Origin of the sequence: Planococcus massiliensis, from assembly GCF_000821325.1 — a bacterium.
Classification (GTDB): domain Bacteria; phylum Bacillota; class Bacilli; order Bacillales_A; family Planococcaceae; genus Planococcus; species Planococcus ruber.
On record NZ_CCXS01000001.1, the window covers coordinates 42,470 to 60,513 of the forward strand.

Sequence of the window (18,044 nt, forward strand, 5' to 3'; positions counted from 1 at the left end):
CCTCACGCTCTCGTTCCTTGGCCCATGATCTCACTTAATGCATACTCTAATGTCTGTTCCTGCTCAGAAAGACGGATTTTCAAAACGCGCTCTAAAATATTCATGCTGACGACGCGGCCGTCTCCGTCCGGCGTCGATACACGCGCGCCTACATCCGGCATTTCTTTTTTCGCTGTTTCGTATTCGTCGTTTTCGTATTTCAAGCAGCACATCAAACGGCCGCACAACCCCGAAATCTTCGAAGGATTCAACGATAAGTTTTGGTCTTTCGCCATTTTGATCGACACCGGTTCGAAATCGCCAAGGAATGTGGAACAGCAAAGCATGCGGCCGCATGGACCGATGCCGCCAAGCATTTTCGCTTCATCCCGTACGCCGATTTGGCGCAATTCAATGCGTGTCCGGAAAATGGAAGCCAAATCTTTTACCAAGTTGCGGAAATCGACGCGGCCTTCAGCCGTGAAATAGAAAATGACTTTATTGCGGTCAAAGGTATATTCCACATCGACCAATTTCATTTCCAGGCGATGCTCTTCGATTTTTTCCGTTCCCATCTCAAACGCACGGCTCGCTTCCAGGCGGTTCTCTTCTACCTGCTTTCGGTCGCGGTCGCTTGCTACGCGCACTACTTGCTTCAGCGGCAAGACGACATCGTGTTCTTCAACCGTTTTGGTCGGCACCACGACTTTGCCGTATTCAACGCCCCGTGCAGTTTCCACGATGACGTAATCGTCTTTTTGGATCACAAATTCCCCTGGGTCAAAATAATATATTTTACCCGCTTTTTTAAAGCGGACACCTATTACGTTATACACTCGCTTACCCCTCCTGCAGATTCAGCATTAATTGCTCCATCAACAGAGTTCGGTTCATATTGCGCGGCAATTGCTGCTTCGCTTGCAAAACAGCCTGCAATTGCTTAGACAACACGTTAAACGAACGCTGCAACGCCATCTGCTTCCAAGTTTCTTCCATGTCTGGATATGTTCTTGCCGTCTCAAGACCTGCTTTCACTGAAGCAATGTCCCGATATGCAAATAATAACATGTCCAGCCCTCTTTCGGCATCCTCTTTTTCTTTAAATAAAGGAAGCCAATCCGATTGAAGCAATAAAAGCGCCTCGTGGACATTCTGGCTGGCAACATCGACTAATTTTAACACACTCTTGCGCTGTTGGATGAAATCTTCATCTGAAGCAAGCTGAACCGCTTCTTCTGTGCTTTGCGTCAACATGCTGACTGTCGCCGCCATTGAAGCGGTCATGCCATCCTGCACCAGCTTCTCCATCATTTTTTGCCTGGATAGCGGCTGGAAAGATACGAGCTGGCAGCGGGAACGGATCGTCGTCATGATGGCATTCAACCGTTCCGTCAATAAAATTGCCGTGACGTTGAATTCGGGTTCTTCCAGGAACTTTAACAGCGCATTGGCAGAAGAATTATTCATACGGTCTGCTTCTTGGATCACATATATCTTACGGCCGGAACTAAAGCCTGTTTTATTCATCTTGAAGATCAATTCCCGGATTTGATCGATTTTAATGTTTTGGCCATCCGGTTCTACGAAGAGAATATTCGGATGGTTGCCGGAATTATAAAGCTGGCAGCTTCGGCATGTTTCACATGGAACATTTTCTAAAGGAGTTTCGCAAAGCAAAAGCTTCACGAAAAAATGTGTGATTTCGGTCAATCCGGAACCTGCAGGGCCTTCGAACAGATAGGCATGAGCCAATCGATCTTTCTTATAGGCGCCCTGCAGCCTTTTCATCACGACCGGCTGCATTTCTTGAAACTCTTCAATTGTCTTCTGCACATTTTCACCTTCAGCCTCTGTAAAAAATCCCGTGTTCCGAATGGAGCACGGGTGTCTTGTATAATAGTTGACTATATAAGATGAACTAAATAGTTTTACTAATTGATATTCCACAAAACAGCTACGCTTTCCGCGGGCTCGCGCTAAGCTAACTCGGGCTAGACGCCCGAGTGGATCTCAGCACTTCGCTGGTCCCGCAGGAGTCTCCGCTGTTTTGCTCCATATCAAGGTGTCTCTTAGCGCCGGCGCGTCCCCGGGCTGAGCGGAGCAATAAGACGAGTGCTCTTCTCGGCTTATTGCGGGAGCTTTGCCCAGAGCGACCGAAGCGGTGTGTAAAAGCTAATTCTTAAGTTCAACTTATATGGCAACCGTGGATTTAATTAATAATTTTTAAAAATGATGGAATTGCTCGATCGGCAAGACGAAAATAGTGGCTCCGCCTACTTCCACTTCTACCGGATACGGAATATAAGAATCGGCATTTCCGCCCATCGGCGATACCGGCGCAACCATTTGTTCACGTGAACGGCAATTGTCGCGGATCAAATCCATCAATTTCGGCACAAGGCCATCTTCCACCCCGATCAAAAAGGTGGTATTTCCTGAGCGCAAAAACCCTCCTGTACTGGCAAGTTTTGTAGCCCGGAAATCATTTTTGGTTAAAGCGTTGGATAATCGGTTACTGTCTTGGTCCTGCACAACTGCTACGACGAGTTTCATCAGCACTCACTCCTTTTTATAGTCTTTCTATAAGTAGTATACCATGAATTGTAAACTTCATAAGATAGCATTCCGCACATTTTAAAGCCGTTGTCTAAGCTTCCGGCTTCTGGACAAAAGCTTGTACTTTCTCCAAAGCGTCTTCAAACACAAGCGCCAATTCCTGAGCCGCATCAATCACTTGGATGCGTTCCGGGTATGCTTCCACCAACATCTGGTACCCTTCTCTGACCGCCAGATGGAATTTCATCGACTCCAAGTCAAGGCGGTTCACTTCCCGGCCGTCGTCTTTCTGGATACGGCTGAGGCCGATTTCCGGCTCGACATCAAAATACAAGGTCAAATCCGGCATGTAGTCGTCGATGGCGAATTTATTGATGGAATAGATTTCCGCAACGCCGAGCCCCCTCGCATGCCCTTGGTACGCCAAACTGCTGTCTATGTAGCGGTCGCATAAAACAATTTTTCCGGCATCTAACGCCGGAATGACTTTTTCGACCAGATGCTGTCTTCTGGCAGCCGCATACAATAAAGCTTCCGTGCGGCCGTCCATTTTCGTATTCTTGCTATCTAAAATGACATGGCGGATCTGTTCGGCAATTTCAATGCCGCCCGGTTCTCTAGTGCATTCGACTTCAAAGCCTTGCTGCTGCAGCGCTTCCGCCACCAGCTTCAAGACCGTCGTTTTGCCCGAGCCTTCCCCGCCTTCTAATGTAATCAAATAACCCACTATTCATTCACCCGTTTTCCTCATGTTCTACTCCTTTCACTATACAGGAAAGGAGCCGCTTAATACATTGTAAGCCTTGTGCCTAAAAGAAAAAACAGATGTCCGGCACATCTGCTTCTCTGCTACTCTTCATCTTCTGCCACTTGGTAAGCTTCATTGTATAGCACAAGCTGGCTATTGATTTCGGGGTCGCCTTTTTTCCGTTCTACGTAGTGGTAGCGGCCATGCGCATCCTGTTCTCTGGCCTTTACATTATCCCGCAGCGACACATCCAAAATATGCTTTACTTGGTTTTTGATTTCATTCTCGAAAATCGGAAAAAGGATTTCGATGCGATTCTCCATATTGCGGGTCATCATATCGGCTGAAGACAAAAACACCTTTTCTTTGCCGTTGTGGTGGAAATAATAGATGCGGCTATGCTCCAACAGCCGGCCGACAATGCTGATCACCCGTATGTTTTCGCTCACCCCTTTGATTCCTGGACGAAGGCAGCAAATACCCCTTACGATCAAGTCGATTCGGACACCCGCGATGGAAGCTTGATAGAGCTTCTTAATAATCGCTTTATCCGTCAGCGAATTCATTTTGGCAATAATGCGGCCATTGCCATGTTTCCGCTGAAATTCGATTTCATCTTCGATCATTTGGATAAAGTCGTACCGGATCGTAAAAGGTGCAACGGAAAGGTGATGGAATTCCGGCTTTTCCGTATACCCGCTTAAATAATTAAAGAAGTTCGTCGCATCCACGCCAAATTCTTTTTTCGATGTAAATAAACTCATATCCGTGTAGATTTTAGCCGTCTGGTCATTGTAATTTCCGGTGCCTAAATGAACAAAGCGCTCGATGTGATCGCCTCTTTTTCTCACCACAAGCGTAATTTTGCTGTGGGTTTTCAGATGGGTCATTCCGTAAATTACATGGCATCCTGCCTGTTCGAGTTCCCTTGCCCATTGCACGTTGTTTTCTTCATCAAAACGGGCTTTCAATTCGACCAGCACCATCACTTGTTTGCCTTTTTCCGCCGCCCGCTTTAACGCTTTGATAATAGGAGAATCCCCGCTTACCCGGTAAAGGGTCTGCTTGATCGCCAGTACCTCCGGATCATCAGCAGCTCCTGAAACGAATTCGACGACCGGCTCGAAAGACTGATACGGATGATGGAGAAAGAGATCCTTTTCCATCACCTTCAAAAAGATGTTTTCATTGAAGGCGAGGTCAGGCGACGGCTGGGAAATACGGGCGGTATAGATTAATTTTTCGTGGGTTTTCTGCATCGTTTTATAAAAGTTGAAAAATAAGGTCAGGTCAAGCGGACCTTGGATTTCATAGACATCCTTTTTCTGCACTTCCAGTTCATCCATTAAATACGGCAGCAGCTCTTGGTCAAAACTCTCTTTTTGAATCTCCAGGCGGACCGCTGCCCCCCACTTGCGCTTTCTCAGCTCTTTTTCAATTTCTTTCAGCAAATCACGTGCGCCTTCTTCGTGGATGGTCATATCGGCATTTCGGGTAATCCGGAAGGCCGATACCGATTTGACGGCAAAGCCCGGAAACAGCTTCCCGATAAAGTGGCTGATGATGTCCTCGAGCAAAACGATGCGTTCTTTTCCCGCTTTGGCATCCAACTGCACTAAACGGTCAATAACGGAAGGAACTTGGACAATCGCCGTCTTATAGCGGATTTCTGCCTCTTCATTCCGGTCTTCCAAAACGACTGCCAAATTGATGCTTTTATTGAGAAGCATAGGAAACGGCCGGTAAGCGTCAATAGCCATAGGCGTCAACACCGGGAAAATCTGTTCATCATAATAACGCTCGACAAATGCCAAGTCCTGAGGATTCAATTCTTCCATTTTAAAGAACTTGACCCCTTCGTGCTTCATAGCCGGAATAAGCACATTTTGAAGGGTCTCATGCTGCAGCTTCACCAATTGGTGGGTTTTGTTCGCAATTTCTTTTAATTGGAGCCTCGGGGACATCCCGGCTTTATTTTCCGGCTTGCTGAAGCCCACTTTCACTTGATCCTGCAGCCCCGCTACCCGGACCATGAAAAATTCGTCCAGATTTGAGCTGAAGATGGCTAAAAACTTAAAGCGCTCGAGTAACGGATTTCGCTTATGCAGCGCTTCCATTAACACCCGCTCATTGAAAGCCAACCAGCTAAGCTCCCGGTTATTATAGTAAGAAGGGCTATTCAACTCTTCCTCCTGCTTGTTTATCGTTTTCACCATCACCGCCACCTTTATCTGCAATTTGCCGCTCCTTCAATTTTAGTACGTTGAAATTAGGGGTTGCTGCCTAAAGGCTGATTCGATTGCTAAGATCATGTAAACTGAAAATCGATATTTTTCTTTAATTGCTTCTCCAAGTGTTTTTTCTGTTTTTCAGCTTGGTATTGTTCCGGTTTCCAGTCCTGCGTGCATTCGACTTGAAACAATAAACCGTCTTTAGCCGGTTCGACATGGACGGATTCGATAATATTGCGTTTTGTCGCGTTTAAACTATAGGCAAGTTTGACAATGGCACCAAATAGGCTGTACTTGGCCAACTCTTCTTTTGAATACCATTCCTGGTAAAGCGCCGCATTCCGTTTAAATACTTCTTTATTTTTAAAAGAAGCAATCAAAGCGACCGTCAGGCGCTCTTTATGGAGCAGTCCGTCGATGGTCCGGTTTGCCAGCAAATAGAACGTATGCTGGTTGCTCGCTTCCGCATCGATATACGTGCCTAGATTATACAAAGCGCTGCCAAGACGGATGAATTTCAAGTCTTCTTCATCTAATTCAAGCAGCCCGATTCTTTCCAATTCATGTGCAATCATCAACGCGTGGGTACTGACATGAGTCGCATGCGTCAAATTGATGTCATAATCACTCGCAAGCTCATAAAAGCTTTCTTCCATCACATTCGGAAAAATGGACAGCTCGAAGTCTTTCGTCAATTCTTCATAAAACACTCCATCTCTCAGCCCTTTTCGGCTCAAGACAAAGGTTTCGGCTTTGATTAAATCCATGAGGCAAGAAAAGACTTCAACGGCTGGAATGATAATGTCGGACCGGTCTTTGGAAAGGCCCTCTACTTTCTGGACATCGGAAAAATCCAAAGACAGCAGCATCTCGTTCATTTTTTTAACCTCATGGATGGACATCATGTATTGATGGATGCCGGCAACCGGGTATTCGATATACTCCTGGTGAACTTGCGCCAGATTTCGGGCACTGCCTCCAATGCCGATCAACGGCAATTTCTTATCCGCTAGCCAAGGCAAACTTTCAAATTGCTCCTGCAAAAACTTCCGCAGCTTTCGCAGTTCATCTTTCGTCGGCATATCGCCTTTGATGAACTGCTGTTTTAAGGACAGCGCCCCGAACGGAAAACTATAGAAATAAATCAATTTGCGATTTTTGAAAAATGTAATCTCAGTACTGCCCCCGCCAATATCCACGGTTATCCCATCTCTAAAAGGGGTTGAATTGACGACTGCCAAAAAACCGTAATTGGCTTCTTCGTATTCCGATAAAATACGGATCGAGAAATCGGTCTCCTCTTCTACCCGCTCAATGATTTCCTGCTGGTTATTGGCTTGGCGAATCGCTGCAGTAGCTACACATTTCACTTCCTGCAACTGATGATGCCGTGTGACTTCCTGGAAACTCTGCAAAGTATGTACCAGGACGTCAATCCCTTCACTTCCCATTGCACCAGACGCCGTCAAATAATTGCGCAGGCGTGCCACTGCCTTGACGTTTTCGCTTTCCGTCAATCTTCCGCTCTTATCCCGCGTATAGATCACCAATCGCATCGTGTTAGAACCGATATCCACAATCGCATACTTTTCCTCGCTCATCATGACCATCACTTCCTGACTGTAGGATTTCTTATACTCCTCCATACCCATTTTTAAGCATTCATCGACGGCTTTTTTCAGGAAGCACCCGAATTAATTTTTCAGAAAGCCTGTGCTCTCCTTGAATTTGTGCACCGGCTGCCAAATAGTCCAGCAAACTCTTTAATTTATCGGTGCTCCATCTCTCTCCTGCCAATACGAGCGGAATTCCAGGCGGATAAGGCACAATCATAGCTGCCGATATACGCCCCTGAGCCTTCGTATAAGAAATCCATTCCCCTTCAGTCTCCAATTCAGCAAACGTTGCTTCTAACGTACTCAACGCCTCCTGAGGCTGCACCGTCACATTTGCCGCATTGTGCGGTACTTCTTTTAATTTCTCCAAAGCCTTTTTAATTCGGCTTCTCACTTCTGCAAACGAAAAGTCCTGCCCCCACTTCAATAAAGGCAAAATCAATAAGACCTGGTAAGGATCGGCCAGCTCGGCATGAATGCCTTCCTGCTCGAATAGTTCTTTTAATTGATAACCGCTATGATGCGGCACACGAAGCATCAACTTTAACGGATCGTCAGCTTCGTAAACTTCTAGATTCGGCAAACCCTTCAAACTCTCTATGAATTGGTTGCGCTTTTCAGCAAAATTCTTCTTGTCCGGCTGCGAGTAGTTTTGCAGGTAGGCCCTGGCATCATCCAACGATGCCATAATGACGTATGACGGGCTGCTGGATTGAAGCATCCGCAAATACTTTCTTATTTTCTCCGCGGAAAGCAACGGTCCTTGAACATGCAGAAACGACCCCATCGTCATAGCCGGCAATGTCTTATGTGCGGAATGGACGACCGCATCTGCACCCATCGCTAAAGAGGATAAAGGATAGGGCGGCCCCAGCTGAAAGTGCGCTCCATGAGCTTCATCCACCAATACCGGCATTCCTTTTTCGTGGCACAATTCAATGATTCCTTCCATTTCGGCTGACGCCATTCCGTAGTAATTCGGATAGGTGAGAATTACAGCCTTGGCTTTTGGATATTCTCGAATCGCCGCTTCGACATCCGTTAACCTTACTCCTCCAGCAGTCAATGAAGTGCCATCCCATTCAGGCGAGATAAAAACGGGACGTGCTTTGGTCAACTCCAAGGCATGAAAAATGGATTTATGCGAATTTCTCTGAACGATTACCTGGTCTCCTTCGCTGCAAACTGCATAAATCATCGCCAAATTTCCAACAGTGGAACCATTTACTAAGAAAAAACTATGCTCCGCGCCATAAGTTTCTGCTAACAGTTGCTGAGCTTCTTTGATTACTTCTTCAGGATAATGCAAATCGTCTAAGCCGGTGAGCTCTGTCATATCATATGGAAGTACTTGTTTAAAGTCGGCTGGAAGCTCTGAAAGCAATCCATTTTTATGCCCAGGCACATGAAAAGAAATGGGCCGCTTCCGCTGAAATTCGGTTAACGCTTCTACTAAAGGTTTTCGCTGTGTCATAATCGCCATCCTTATTTGCTTTAATAGACTCCATTATACAGAAATTCTTCACTTCTTTTTAAGCAGACAGTTTCATTCAAGCAGATAAATGAACGCAAAAAAAGCCGTTACCGGCTACGGTAACGACTGATTCAGGGCCCAGCGACGTCCTACTCTCACAGGGGGAAACCCCCAACTACCATCGGCGCAAAAGAGCTTAACTTCCGTGTTCGGGATGGGAACGGGTGTGGCCTCTTTGCCATCATCACTGGACTCTTTTTTTCAGAGTGACTTGTTCACTCAAAACTGGATAGGCGACATTGAAACGGGTGAAACCGTTGGTTTCCGTAAACAAAGTTGGTTAAGTCCTCGATCGATTAGTATTCGTCAGCTGCACGTGTCGCCACGCTTCCACCTCGAACCTATCTACCTCATCGTCTTTGAGGGATCTTACTTGCTTGCGCAATGGGAAACGGGTGAAACCGGCGGTTTCCGTAAACAAAGTTGGTTAAGTCCTCGATCGATTAGTATTCGTCAGCTGCACGTGTCGCCACGCTTCCACCTCGAACCTATCTACCTCATCGTCTTTGAGGGATCTTACTTGCTTGCGCAATGGGAAATCTCATCTTGAGGGGGGCTTCGTGCTTAGATGCTTTCAGCACTTATCCCGGCCACACATAGCTACCCAGCGATGCCCTTGGCAGAACAACTGGTACACCAGCGGTGTGTCCATCCCGGTCCTCTCGTACTAAGGACAGCTCCTCTCAAATTTCCTGCGCCCGCGACGGATAGGGACCGAACTGTCTCACGACGTTCTGAACCCAGCTCGCGTACCGCTTTAATGGGCGAACAGCCCAACCCTTGGGACCGACTACAGCCCCAGGATGCGATGAGCCGACATCGAGGTGCCAAACCTCCCCGTCGATGTGGACTCTTGGGGGAGATAAGCCTGTTATCCCCGGGGTAGCTTTTATCCGTTGAGCGATGGCCCTTCCATGCGGAACCACCGGATCACTAAGCCCGTCTTTCGACCCTGCTCGACCTGTACGTCTCGCAGTCAAGCTCCCTTGTGCCTTTACACTCTGCGAATGATTTCCAACCATTCTGAGGGAACCTTTGGGCGCCTCCGTTACTCTTTAGGAGGCGACCGCCCCAGTCAAACTGCCCGCCTGACACTGTCTCCCACCCCGATCAGGGGTGTGGGTTAGAATTTCAATACAACCAGGGTAGTATCCCACCGACGCCTCCTCCGAAGCTGGCGCTCCGGGCTCAAAGGCTCCTACCTATCCTGTACAAGTTGCACCAAAATTCAATATCAGGCTACAGTAAAGCTCCACGGGGTCTTTCCGTCCTGTCGCGGGTAACCTGCATCTTCACAGGTACTATAATTTCACCGAGTCTCTCGTTGAGACAGTGCCCAGATCGTTACGCCTTTCGTGCGGGTCGGAACTTACCCGACAAGGAATTTCGCTACCTTAGGACCGTTATAGTTACGGCCGCCGTTTACTGGGGCTTCAGTTCGCACCTTCGCTTGCGCTAAGCACTCCCCTTAACCTTCCAGCACCGGGCAGGCGTCAGCCCCTATACGTCACCTTACGGTTTTGCAGAGACCTGTGTTTTTGCTAAACAGTCGCCTGGGCCTATTCACTGCGGCTCTCTCGGGCTATTCACCCTACCAGAGCACCCCTTCTCCCGAAGTTACGGGGTCATTTTGCCGAGTTCCTTAACGAGAGTTCACTCGCTCACCTTAGAATTCTCTTCTCGCCTACCTGTGTCGGTTTGCGGTACGGGCACCTCCCGCCTCGCTAGAGGCTTTTCTTGGCAGTGTGAAATCAGGGACTCGAGGATGAATCCTCTCGCCATCACAGCTTAACGTATCAGGAATGGGATTTGCCTCATTCCACGCCTCACTGCTTGGACGCGCACAACCAACGGCGCGCTCGCCTTATCCTTCTGCGTCCCCCCATTGCTCAAACGGCGGGGAGGTGGTACAGGAATATCAACCTGTTGTCCATCGTCTACGCCTATCGGCCTCGACTTAGGTCCCGACTGACCCTGAGCGGACGAGCCTTCCTCAGGAAACCTTAGGCATTCGGTGGACGGGATTCTCACCCGTCTTTCGTTACTCATACCGGCATTCTCACTTCTAAGCGCTCCACCAGTCCTTCCGGTCTGACTTCAACGCCCTTAGAACGCTCTCCTACCACGGACCTCAGACGAGGTCCATCCACAGCTTCGGTAATCCGTTTAGCCCCGGTACATTTTCGGCGCAGTGTCACTCGACCAGTGAGCTATTACGCACTCTTTAAATGATGGCTGCTTCTAAGCCAACATCCTGGTTGTCTAAGCAACGCCACATCCTTTTCCACTTAACGGATATTTGGGGACCTTAGCTGGTGGTCTGGGCTGTTTCCCTCTTGACTACGGATCTTATCACTCGCAGTCTGACTCCCAATCATAAATCACTGGCATTCGGAGTTTGTCTGAATTCGGTAACCCGGGATGGGCCCCTAGTCCAAACAGTGCTCTACCTCCAGGATTCTCAAAGATTGAGGCTAGCCCTAAAGCTATTTCGGAGAGAACCAGCTATCTCCAGGTTCGATTGGAATTTCTCCGCTACCCACACCTCATCCCCGCACTTTTCAACGTGCGTGGGTTCGGGCCTCCAGTAAGTGTTACCTTACCTTCACCCTGGACATGGGTAGATCACCTGGTTTCGGGTCTACAACTGCATACTCATGCGCCCTATTCAGACTCGCTTTCGCTGCGGCTCCGCCTTCTCAGCTTAACCTTGCATGCAATCGTAACTCGCCGGTTCATTCTACAAAAGGCACGCCATCACCCATAAACGGGCTTTGACTACTTGTAGGCACACGGTTTCAGGATCTGTTTCACTCCCCTTCCGGGGTGCTTTTCACCTTTCCCTCACGGTACTGGTTCACTATCGGTCACTAGGGAGTATTTAGCCTTGGGAGATGGTCCTCCCGGATTCCGACGGAATTTCACGTGTTCCGCCGTACTCAGGATCCACTCGGGAGATCCGAACTTTTCAGCTACAGGGCTGTTACCTTGTGCCGCGGACCGTTCCAGGTCGCTTCGCTTAAATTCGGATTTTGTAACTCCACATTGAGTGTCCTACAACCCCAAGAGGCAAGCCTCTTGGTTTGGGCTGTTCCCGTTTCGCTCGCCGCTACTCAGGGAATCGCATTTGCTTTCTCTTCCTCCAGGTACTTAGATGTTTCAGTTCCCTGGGTCTGCCTTCTCATGTGCTATGAATTCACACATGGATACCGCCCCATTAAAGGCGGTGGGTTCCCCCATTCGGAAATCTCCGGATCACAGCTCACTTACAGCTCCCCGAAGCATATCGGTGTTAGTGCCGTCCTTCTTCGGCTCCTAGTGCCAAGGCATTCACCGTGCGCCCTTTCTAACTTAACCAAGTGGTTTGTTAAAAAGTTGATCCCGGCTGGGATCGTGCTTACAGAAAATCGCTTGTTTCACTTTGTTTCAATGTCGTTCTATCCAGTTTTCAAAGAACAAGTTTGAACGTTCCCCCGGCTTTCGCCTGAAGGTGAACCTTCAAAACTGAACGCAAAACGTCAACCCAAGAGCTGCGCTCTTGGTTCCGAATAAATCCTTAGAAAGGAGGTGATCCAGCCGCACCTTCCGATACGGCTACCTTGTTACGACTTCACCCCAATCATGTATTAGGCACGCCGCCAGCGTTCGTCCTGAGCCAGGATCAAACTCTCCATTATAGAGTAGTATTGATTGCTCAATGCTGGCGCATCGCCGCCTCTAATGAGGCGCACGATTCGCTTTGATCTGGCAAAGCCTGATCAGTAAGTTAAGTCACGAACACCCGGATGAAAGCAGCCTTGCTCCGATTGCCTAACGGCAACCCTCGCAAAAGCCGTTCTCGCGCCGAAGCGCTCGTGACATCTTTTGTTGACGTTTTGCTGTTCAGTTTTCAAGGTTCATGTTGCCGCTCAGATGTTATTCGTTTTTTGTTTCTCTCTTGGCGACTCCTATTATATTAAAGCATGTTTTCATAGGTGTCAACACTTTTTACGATAAATATTATATTTAAAAAGTATTCCACTATTGTTAATGAGTTTCTTCTATATAAGCGTTTGATAAAAAGCCGTTTGATTCATTAACATTTACCTTCCTTTTCAAATATCCAGCATTAAAAAACAGCGCTTGATAAGCACTGCTTTTATCGGATCTTCACTTTTCGGTTCCTTGCTTCTTTCAGCAGAAACAGGTATTTGCTTTCGATGACTTTTCTCTCTGTGATGACGAATAGGTCGTAATCATCTGAGAGTTCCTCAAGCCTTTGGGCTTTCTGAAGACTTTGCTTTATTTCAATGAACTGGTTGATGAGCTGTTCATCGAATTCTTTTTTCAATTTCCCTCTTTTTGAAAACAGCATTTGCCAATCTCCTCTTCAGCCCTATCTTACTGGGCAGTAAAACTCCCACTTTTGCAAGTGGGAGAATGCTTAACTATAATTACAAATCTGGTATTAGAGTTCACGCCGGCCTTCTAAAGCTTTTGATAAAGTCACTTCATCTGCATACTCTAAATCTCCGCCGACTGGAAGGCCGTGGGCAATTCTTGTCGTCTTGATGCCGGATGGCTTCACGAGACGGGAAATGTACATAGCCGTTGCTTCCCCCTCGATTGTCGGGTTCGTCGCCAAGATCAATTCCTTTACGGTCTCGTCTTGAAGCCGCTTCAACAATGACGGTACGTTAATGTCTTCCGGCCCGATTCCATCCATTGGAGAGATCGCACCTTGCAGCACATGATACAGACCCGTGTAATCGCGCATCTTTTCCATTGCAATAACATCTTTTGGATCTTGCACTACACAGATAGTGGAACGGTCACGGCTTTGGTCCTGGCAGATATGGCAAGGATCGATGTCCGTAATATGGCCGCAATTAGAACAAAAACTTAAATTCCGCTTTGCATCCACTAACGCTTTCGCAAAATCAAGAACAGTATCTTCTTTCATTCCGAGCACAAAAAATGCCAGCCGGGCCGCTGTTTTCGGCCCGATTCCTGGCAATTTCATAAAACTCTCCATTAATTTTGAAATTGGTTCAGGGTAATGCATACTGTTTCCTCCTAGAACATGCCAGGAATATTTAAGCCCTTAGTGAATTTCCCCATTGTGGAATTCGCATGTTCATCCGCTTTTTTAAATGCTTCGTTTGTAGCTACGATCAATAAATCCTGCAACATTTCAACATCTTCCGGATCAACAACAGATGGATCCAATACGAAATCCAAAACTTCTTTGTGGCCTGATACGGTAACTTTCACCATGCCGCCGCCAGCTGATCCTTCAAATTTCAATGTTCCTAATTCTTCTTGGGCCTCTGCCATCTGTTTTTGCATTTTCTGCATTTGTTTCATCATGCCTTGCATATTTCCGCCACCGCGCATAATTGTTTCCTCCTTAAGATTCGTTTAATTAGTCTTCCTGTACTTCGACAAAGTCTTTTCCGAAAAGCCGCTCCGCTTCAGCAATGAACGGATCTTCTTCCGCTGCTTCGCCTTCCGCCGAGAAAGGATGTTCTTCTTCCGACTCTGCCTGTCTTTCCTCTGCACCTGATTTCAATCCATTGCTCTTAATGAAATCTTCTCGGATTTTCAGCCAGCTTTCATCCGGTACAAAGATGGGCGTATACGCTTTCCCTGTATATTGCTCAAGCAGCTGGCTGAAAGCAACAGAAAAAGTTTGGTTATCTGCTGCCATCTGACAATGAATATCATACTTGAATTTTAACACAAAAGCATCCGGTGAAGCCGCTACGGGCTCCGCTTCGTTCAATAAAGCCGAATGGGATTTCTGCAGCTGGGCCATCACCGTCGCCCAATTGGTTTTAATCGCCTGGATATCCGGTTTCGTCGCATTTCTCAAGACATCTTCAATCCGGCCAACCGGCGTCTTATAGCTGCTTTGCGAACGCTGGCGTCTCTTCGGTTCTGCAGCGGCCCCAGCCGGTGCTGCCGCAGCTCCATTTTTCAGCTGCTGCTGAAGTTGGATGACCAATTGCTCCAGCTGATTCACTTTTGCTTCCAATTCCGGCGAAGCGGAAGCTTGAGAAGCAGAAGTTAAGGCCGGGGCGTCCGCTTGCACCATTTTCAGCAAGGCTGTTTCCATATAGATTTTTGTATGGTTGGAAAAGCGCATTTCCTGCTGTGTTTTCGTGAGAACGTCAATCCACTCATATAATGTCGCTGGATTAAATTGTTTCGCCAACTCTTCAAAACGCGATTCGTGGCTCGCAAGCTCCAGCATATCGTGCAGATCGGGCGCTGTCTGGATTAATAACAGATCGCGGAAGAAAGTGATGAAATCCTCCACTAAACGGACCGGATCTTTCCCGTCCCGCACCAATTGTTCAAGCAGCGTAAGCGCTTGTCCGATGTCTTTTGCCACCAACGCTTCGGCAATGTCGTAGAACATGTCTTGGCTAATCGATCCAGTCACGAGCAACGCATCTTCAAGCGTCATTTCATCTCCGCTGAAAGAAACGACTTGGTCGAGTAAGCTTAGGGCATCCCGCATCCCGCCTGCAGCAGCCTGCGCAATCACTTTCAGCACTTGTTCGTTGTACGGAATTTCTGCATCCGTCAATACTTCGACCATTCGGTCCACGATGTCTGCTTGCGTCAACCGTTTGAAATCAAAGCGCTGGCAGCGTGAAATGATGGTCAGCGGCAATTTATGCGGTTCGGTTGTGGCGAGAATAAATACCACATGTTCCGGCGGCTCTTCCAATGTTTTTAACAACGCGTTGAAAGCACTATTCGAAAGCATATGCACTTCATCGATGATGTAGATCTTAAACCGAGAATTCGCTGGTGAGAACCGGACTTTCTCGATAATTTCCCGCATTTCCTCTACACGCGAGTTGGACGCCGCATCAAACTCGATGACGTCTGTATTTGAACCTTCAGTGATGCTGCGGCAAGAAGCACATTCGTTGCATGGTTCGGCAACGGGCGCTTGCTCACAGTTCAGTGCTTTGGCAAAAATCTTTGCTGTACTTGTCTTCCCTGTTCCTCTTGGTCCCGAGAACAAATAAGCATGCGTGGTCTTATTGTAAAGGAGAGCATTTTGAAGGGTTTGTTTGATATGCGACTGACCTGACATTTCAGAAAAGGACTGCGGTCTGTACACACGATAAAAAGCTTGATACGCCAACGGTTTTCTCTCCTTTTGTAAAATCTGTTTTCGGTCCTTTAATTATACCATAAATGAGAGGTTCTTCTGAATGATTTCTCCCGGTGAATGCCCCTTAAGGCAAACAAAAAACCTGCCCGCAATAACTTGCGGACAGGCTCTGAGTTTTAAAGTTAATGCCGTGCACCTTTCTTCGACTGCTGCACACAAGCGTTACCCTTGTCGTTGGCTCGATCTAGGCAACCCCGCGGCACATGAAAAGTTCCACTTAATGCTGCTTCCTTCCGGACCTGACATGGTTCATGGGTTCCCATTGCGCAGGACCCAGACGTCAACACTACGTGCAAGAGGCAGACCTTGCATACAAACAGCCTCAGAAAGGAATTCAGTCCTGCTAGAGCGGATTGCAGGTTACAGGACACCGCTACCTTCCCACCTAGCACGGCATTTATTAGTATACGAATATTCCTTAAAAAAATCAATCCGTAAGCTTTATTAAAATAAAATCCTATTAAATCCCCTATTCCATTCAAGTTTTTTCACGAAATTAAAAAAACCTCAAAAAAATTCTTTGAAAGTGTTGACAGCAAATATCAATCCGTGATAAATTAATTCTTGTCTGATACGGAGGAATACCCAAGTTTGGCTGAAGGGATCGGTCTTGAAAACCGACAGGGGAGTCAAATCCCGCGGGGGTTCGAATCCCTCTTCCTCCTCCATTTTTTGAATTTACACGCGCATATAAATTCGAGATTGGATTCGTTACGCAAGTAGCGAATTTTTCTTAACCGTTATATGTCTGAAGATTTTGATACATAAACTTTCAAGCAGAGGGCTTTCGCCTTCTGCTTTTTTATTTGCGCCCCCGTCTATTTCCCGGGAAATACGAAACCCCTTTAACTCCATTGAGCTAAAGGGGTTTTGTGTTTTATTTTTTTAAGACAGCCGTTTGTTGAAGGAAGTTTCCGATGCGCTCCACGATTTTCTCCGAGCAGTCCGGATCGTTCATCAAATCATAGTCGCTGATGTTCAGGCGCAGGACGGGGCAGCCGTTAAAGCTGTTGATCCATTTCTCGTAGCGTTCATGCATTTCCACCCAGTATTCGACAGGAGTCTGCTGCTCCATCAAGCGGCCGCGCTCCTGGATGCGCCCTAGAATGTCTTCAAGTGAGCCTTCCAGGTAAATCAATAAATCCGGATGCGGGAAATACGGCGTCATGACCATCGCCTCGAACAAATTCGTATACGTTTCGTAATCGACATTGTTCATTGTGCCTTTTTCCCAGTGCATTTTCGCAAAAATGCCGGTATCTTCGTAAATCGAACGGTCCTGGATAAAACCGCCGCCGTATTCAAACATCCGCTTTTGTTCTTTGAAGCGTTCAGCCAGGAAATAGATCTGCAGATGGAAGCTCCATTTCTCGAAATCATCGTAGAACAAATCCAAATAAGGATTCGTGTCCACTTTTTCAAACGAGGTCCGGAATTGCAAGGCATCTGCCAAAGCTTTTGTCATTGTTGACTTGCCGACGCCTACTGTCCCGGCAATCGTAATAACAGCATCCGAAGGGATGCCGTATTTTTCGCGTAAATTCATATTGATAAGCTCCTTTGTTGTAAAGTTTCGTCCACTTTTCTTAAAATCAGCTGCAGATCTGCTTCATTTTGAACGAAATCGATTTCATCTCCGTTAAAGCGAAGAACCGGTATTTCCGGATGCGCCTGTTCAAAAACTTCGATGAAGGCATGGTAGTCAGCGGCAAGCTGCTCCATGTATTCCGGCGTGATCATTTTTTCAAATTCGCGTCCGCGCAGCTTAATGCGCTTCATCAGCGTATCCAGGCTCGCATGCAAATAAATGATGATATTGGGTTTTGGCATGTCTGCGGTCAAGATGCGGTAAATCGCTTCGTATTTGGCATACTCCGCTTCCGGCAATGTGCGCTTCGCAAAAATGAGATTTTTAAAAATATGGTAATCCGCTACGACAGGTTCACGGTTCGAGATGAACTTTTTCTGGATATCGGATAATTGTTTATAGCGATTGCATAAAAAGAACATTTCCGTCTGGAAGCTCCATTCTTCAATATCTTCATAGAATTTATTGAGAAACGGGTTTTCGTCCACGATTTCTTTTAGCAGTTGGAATTGGTTTTGTTCAGCAATTACTTTCGTCAACGACGTTTTGCCAACGCCTATCGGACCTTCTACCGTGATAAATGGCACCGGCATGGGAAGTCCCCCTCTTTCTTTTCAA

Annotated in this window: 13 protein-coding genes, 1 tRNA gene, 2 rRNA genes and 1 other RNA gene; 1 reads left to right on the plus strand and 16 read right to left on the minus strand. The window is 47.1% G+C overall.

The window, feature by feature from the left end:
* Nucleotides 1-2: 2 nt before the first annotated feature.
* The 14 genes from BN1080_RS00215 to ffs all read right to left on the minus strand — a co-directional run bounded on the left by BN1080_RS00215 (nt 3) and on the right by ffs (nt 16,232).
* Nucleotides 3-815 carry a PSP1 domain-containing protein gene (locus BN1080_RS00215; RefSeq protein WP_052649530.1) on the minus strand — a complete coding sequence of 271 codons (813 nt, stop codon included), beginning with the start codon at nt 813-815 and terminating at the stop codon, nt 3-5.
* 4 nt (nt 816-819) lie between these two features.
* Nucleotides 820-1,812: a DNA polymerase III subunit delta' gene (holB, locus tag BN1080_RS00220; RefSeq protein WP_052649531.1), complete on the minus strand. Its 993-nt coding sequence runs from the start codon at nt 1,810-1,812 to the stop codon at nt 820-822.
* A 390-nt stretch (nt 1,813-2,202) separates the two neighbouring features.
* Nucleotides 2,203-2,532 carry a cyclic-di-AMP receptor gene (locus tag BN1080_RS00225; protein WP_052649532.1) on the minus strand — a complete coding sequence of 110 codons (330 nt, stop codon included), beginning with the start codon at nt 2,530-2,532 and terminating at the stop codon, nt 2,203-2,205.
* A 94-nt stretch (nt 2,533-2,626) separates the two neighbouring features.
* Nucleotides 2,627-3,262 (minus strand): dTMP kinase, encoded by a 636-nt coding sequence (gene tmk / locus BN1080_RS00230; protein ID WP_052649533.1) that lies wholly within the window; start codon nt 3,260-3,262, stop codon nt 2,627-2,629.
* 122 nt (nt 3,263-3,384) lie between these two features.
* Nucleotides 3,385-5,499 carry an RNA degradosome polyphosphate kinase gene (locus BN1080_RS00235; protein WP_052649534.1) on the minus strand — a complete coding sequence of 705 codons (2,115 nt, stop codon included), beginning with the start codon at nt 5,497-5,499 and terminating at the stop codon, nt 3,385-3,387.
* A 92-nt stretch (nt 5,500-5,591) separates the two neighbouring features.
* Entirely contained in the window at nt 5,592-7,160 is a 1,569-nt protein-coding gene (ppx, locus tag BN1080_RS00240) for an exopolyphosphatase (RefSeq protein WP_407674793.1), read from the minus strand.
* A 16-nt stretch (nt 7,161-7,176) separates the two neighbouring features.
* Nucleotides 7,177-8,604 carry an aminotransferase class I/II-fold pyridoxal phosphate-dependent enzyme gene (locus tag BN1080_RS00245; protein ID WP_199876562.1) on the minus strand — a complete coding sequence of 476 codons (1,428 nt, stop codon included), beginning with the start codon at nt 8,602-8,604 and terminating at the stop codon, nt 7,177-7,179.
* Nucleotides 8,605-8,740: 136 nt separating this feature from the next.
* Nucleotides 8,741-8,856, minus strand: a 5S ribosomal RNA gene (rrf, locus tag BN1080_RS00250).
* A gap of 231 nt (nt 8,857-9,087) precedes the next feature.
* A 23S ribosomal RNA gene (locus tag BN1080_RS00255) occupies nt 9,088-12,021 on the minus strand.
* 781 nt (nt 12,022-12,802) lie between these two features.
* Nucleotides 12,803-13,018: a YaaL family protein gene (locus tag BN1080_RS00260; protein WP_052649536.1), complete on the minus strand. Its 216-nt coding sequence runs from the start codon at nt 13,016-13,018 to the stop codon at nt 12,803-12,805.
* Nucleotides 13,019-13,111: 93 nt separating this feature from the next.
* Nucleotides 13,112-13,708 carry a recombination mediator RecR gene (gene recR / locus BN1080_RS00265; RefSeq protein ID WP_052649537.1) on the minus strand — a complete coding sequence of 199 codons (597 nt, stop codon included), beginning with the start codon at nt 13,706-13,708 and terminating at the stop codon, nt 13,112-13,114.
* 11 nt (nt 13,709-13,719) lie between these two features.
* Entirely contained in the window at nt 13,720-14,040 is a 321-nt protein-coding gene (locus BN1080_RS00270) for a YbaB/EbfC family nucleoid-associated protein (RefSeq protein ID WP_052649538.1), read from the minus strand.
* A 28-nt stretch (nt 14,041-14,068) separates the two neighbouring features.
* Complete coding sequence (gene dnaX, locus BN1080_RS00275) at nt 14,069-15,808, minus strand: DNA polymerase III subunit gamma/tau (RefSeq protein WP_052649539.1); 1,740 nt, start codon at nt 15,806-15,808, stop codon at nt 14,069-14,071.
* 158 nt (nt 15,809-15,966) lie between these two features.
* An RNA gene (ffs, locus tag BN1080_RS16895) (signal recognition particle sRNA large type) lies at nt 15,967-16,232 on the minus strand.
* Nucleotides 16,233-16,413: 181 nt separating this feature from the next.
* Between ffs and BN1080_RS00280 the strand changes: the two genes are divergently transcribed.
* Nucleotides 16,414-16,506 (plus strand) — tRNA-Ser (locus tag BN1080_RS00280).
* Between the two features lie 209 nt (nt 16,507-16,715).
* Here the strand turns inward: BN1080_RS00280 and BN1080_RS00285 are convergent.
* A complete protein-coding gene (locus tag BN1080_RS00285; RefSeq protein ID WP_052649540.1) occupies nt 16,716-17,384 on the minus strand; it encodes a deoxynucleoside kinase in 669 nt (222 codons plus the stop codon).
* Entirely contained in the window at nt 17,381-18,019 is a 639-nt protein-coding gene (locus BN1080_RS00290; protein WP_052649541.1) for a deoxynucleoside kinase, read from the minus strand. The genes BN1080_RS00285 and BN1080_RS00290 overlap by 4 nt, the downstream gene beginning before the upstream one ends.
* Between the last annotated feature and the right edge of the window lie 25 nt (nt 18,020-18,044).

Coding starts and splice junctions, on each gene's coding strand:
- BN1080_RS00235 (WP_052649534.1), bottom strand. CDS start 5,499: ATGGTGAAAACGATAAACAAGCAGGAGGAAGAGTTGAATAGCCCTTCT.
- ppx (WP_407674793.1), bottom strand. CDS start 7,160: ATGGAGGAGTATAAGAAATCCTACAGTCAGGAAGTGATGGTCATGATG.
- BN1080_RS00245 (WP_199876562.1), bottom strand. CDS start 8,604: ATGACACAGCGAAAACCTTTAGTAGAAGCGTTAACCGAATTTCAGCGG.
- BN1080_RS00290 (WP_052649541.1), bottom strand. CDS start 18,019: ATGCCGGTGCCATTTATCACGGTAGAAGGTCCGATAGGCGTTGGCAAA.
- BN1080_RS00270 (WP_052649538.1), bottom strand. CDS start 14,040: ATGCGCGGTGGCGGAAATATGCAAGGCATGATGAAACAAATGCAGAAA.
- recR (WP_052649537.1), bottom strand. CDS start 13,708: ATGCATTACCCTGAACCAATTTCAAAATTAATGGAGAGTTTTATGAAA.
- BN1080_RS00260 (WP_052649536.1), bottom strand. CDS start 13,018: ATGCTGTTTTCAAAAAGAGGGAAATTGAAAAAAGAATTCGATGAACAG.
- BN1080_RS00225 (WP_052649532.1), bottom strand. CDS start 2,532: ATGAAACTCGTCGTAGCAGTTGTGCAGGACCAAGACAGTAACCGATTA.
- BN1080_RS00285 (WP_052649540.1), bottom strand. CDS start 17,384: ATGAATTTACGCGAAAAATACGGCATCCCTTCGGATGCTGTTATTACG.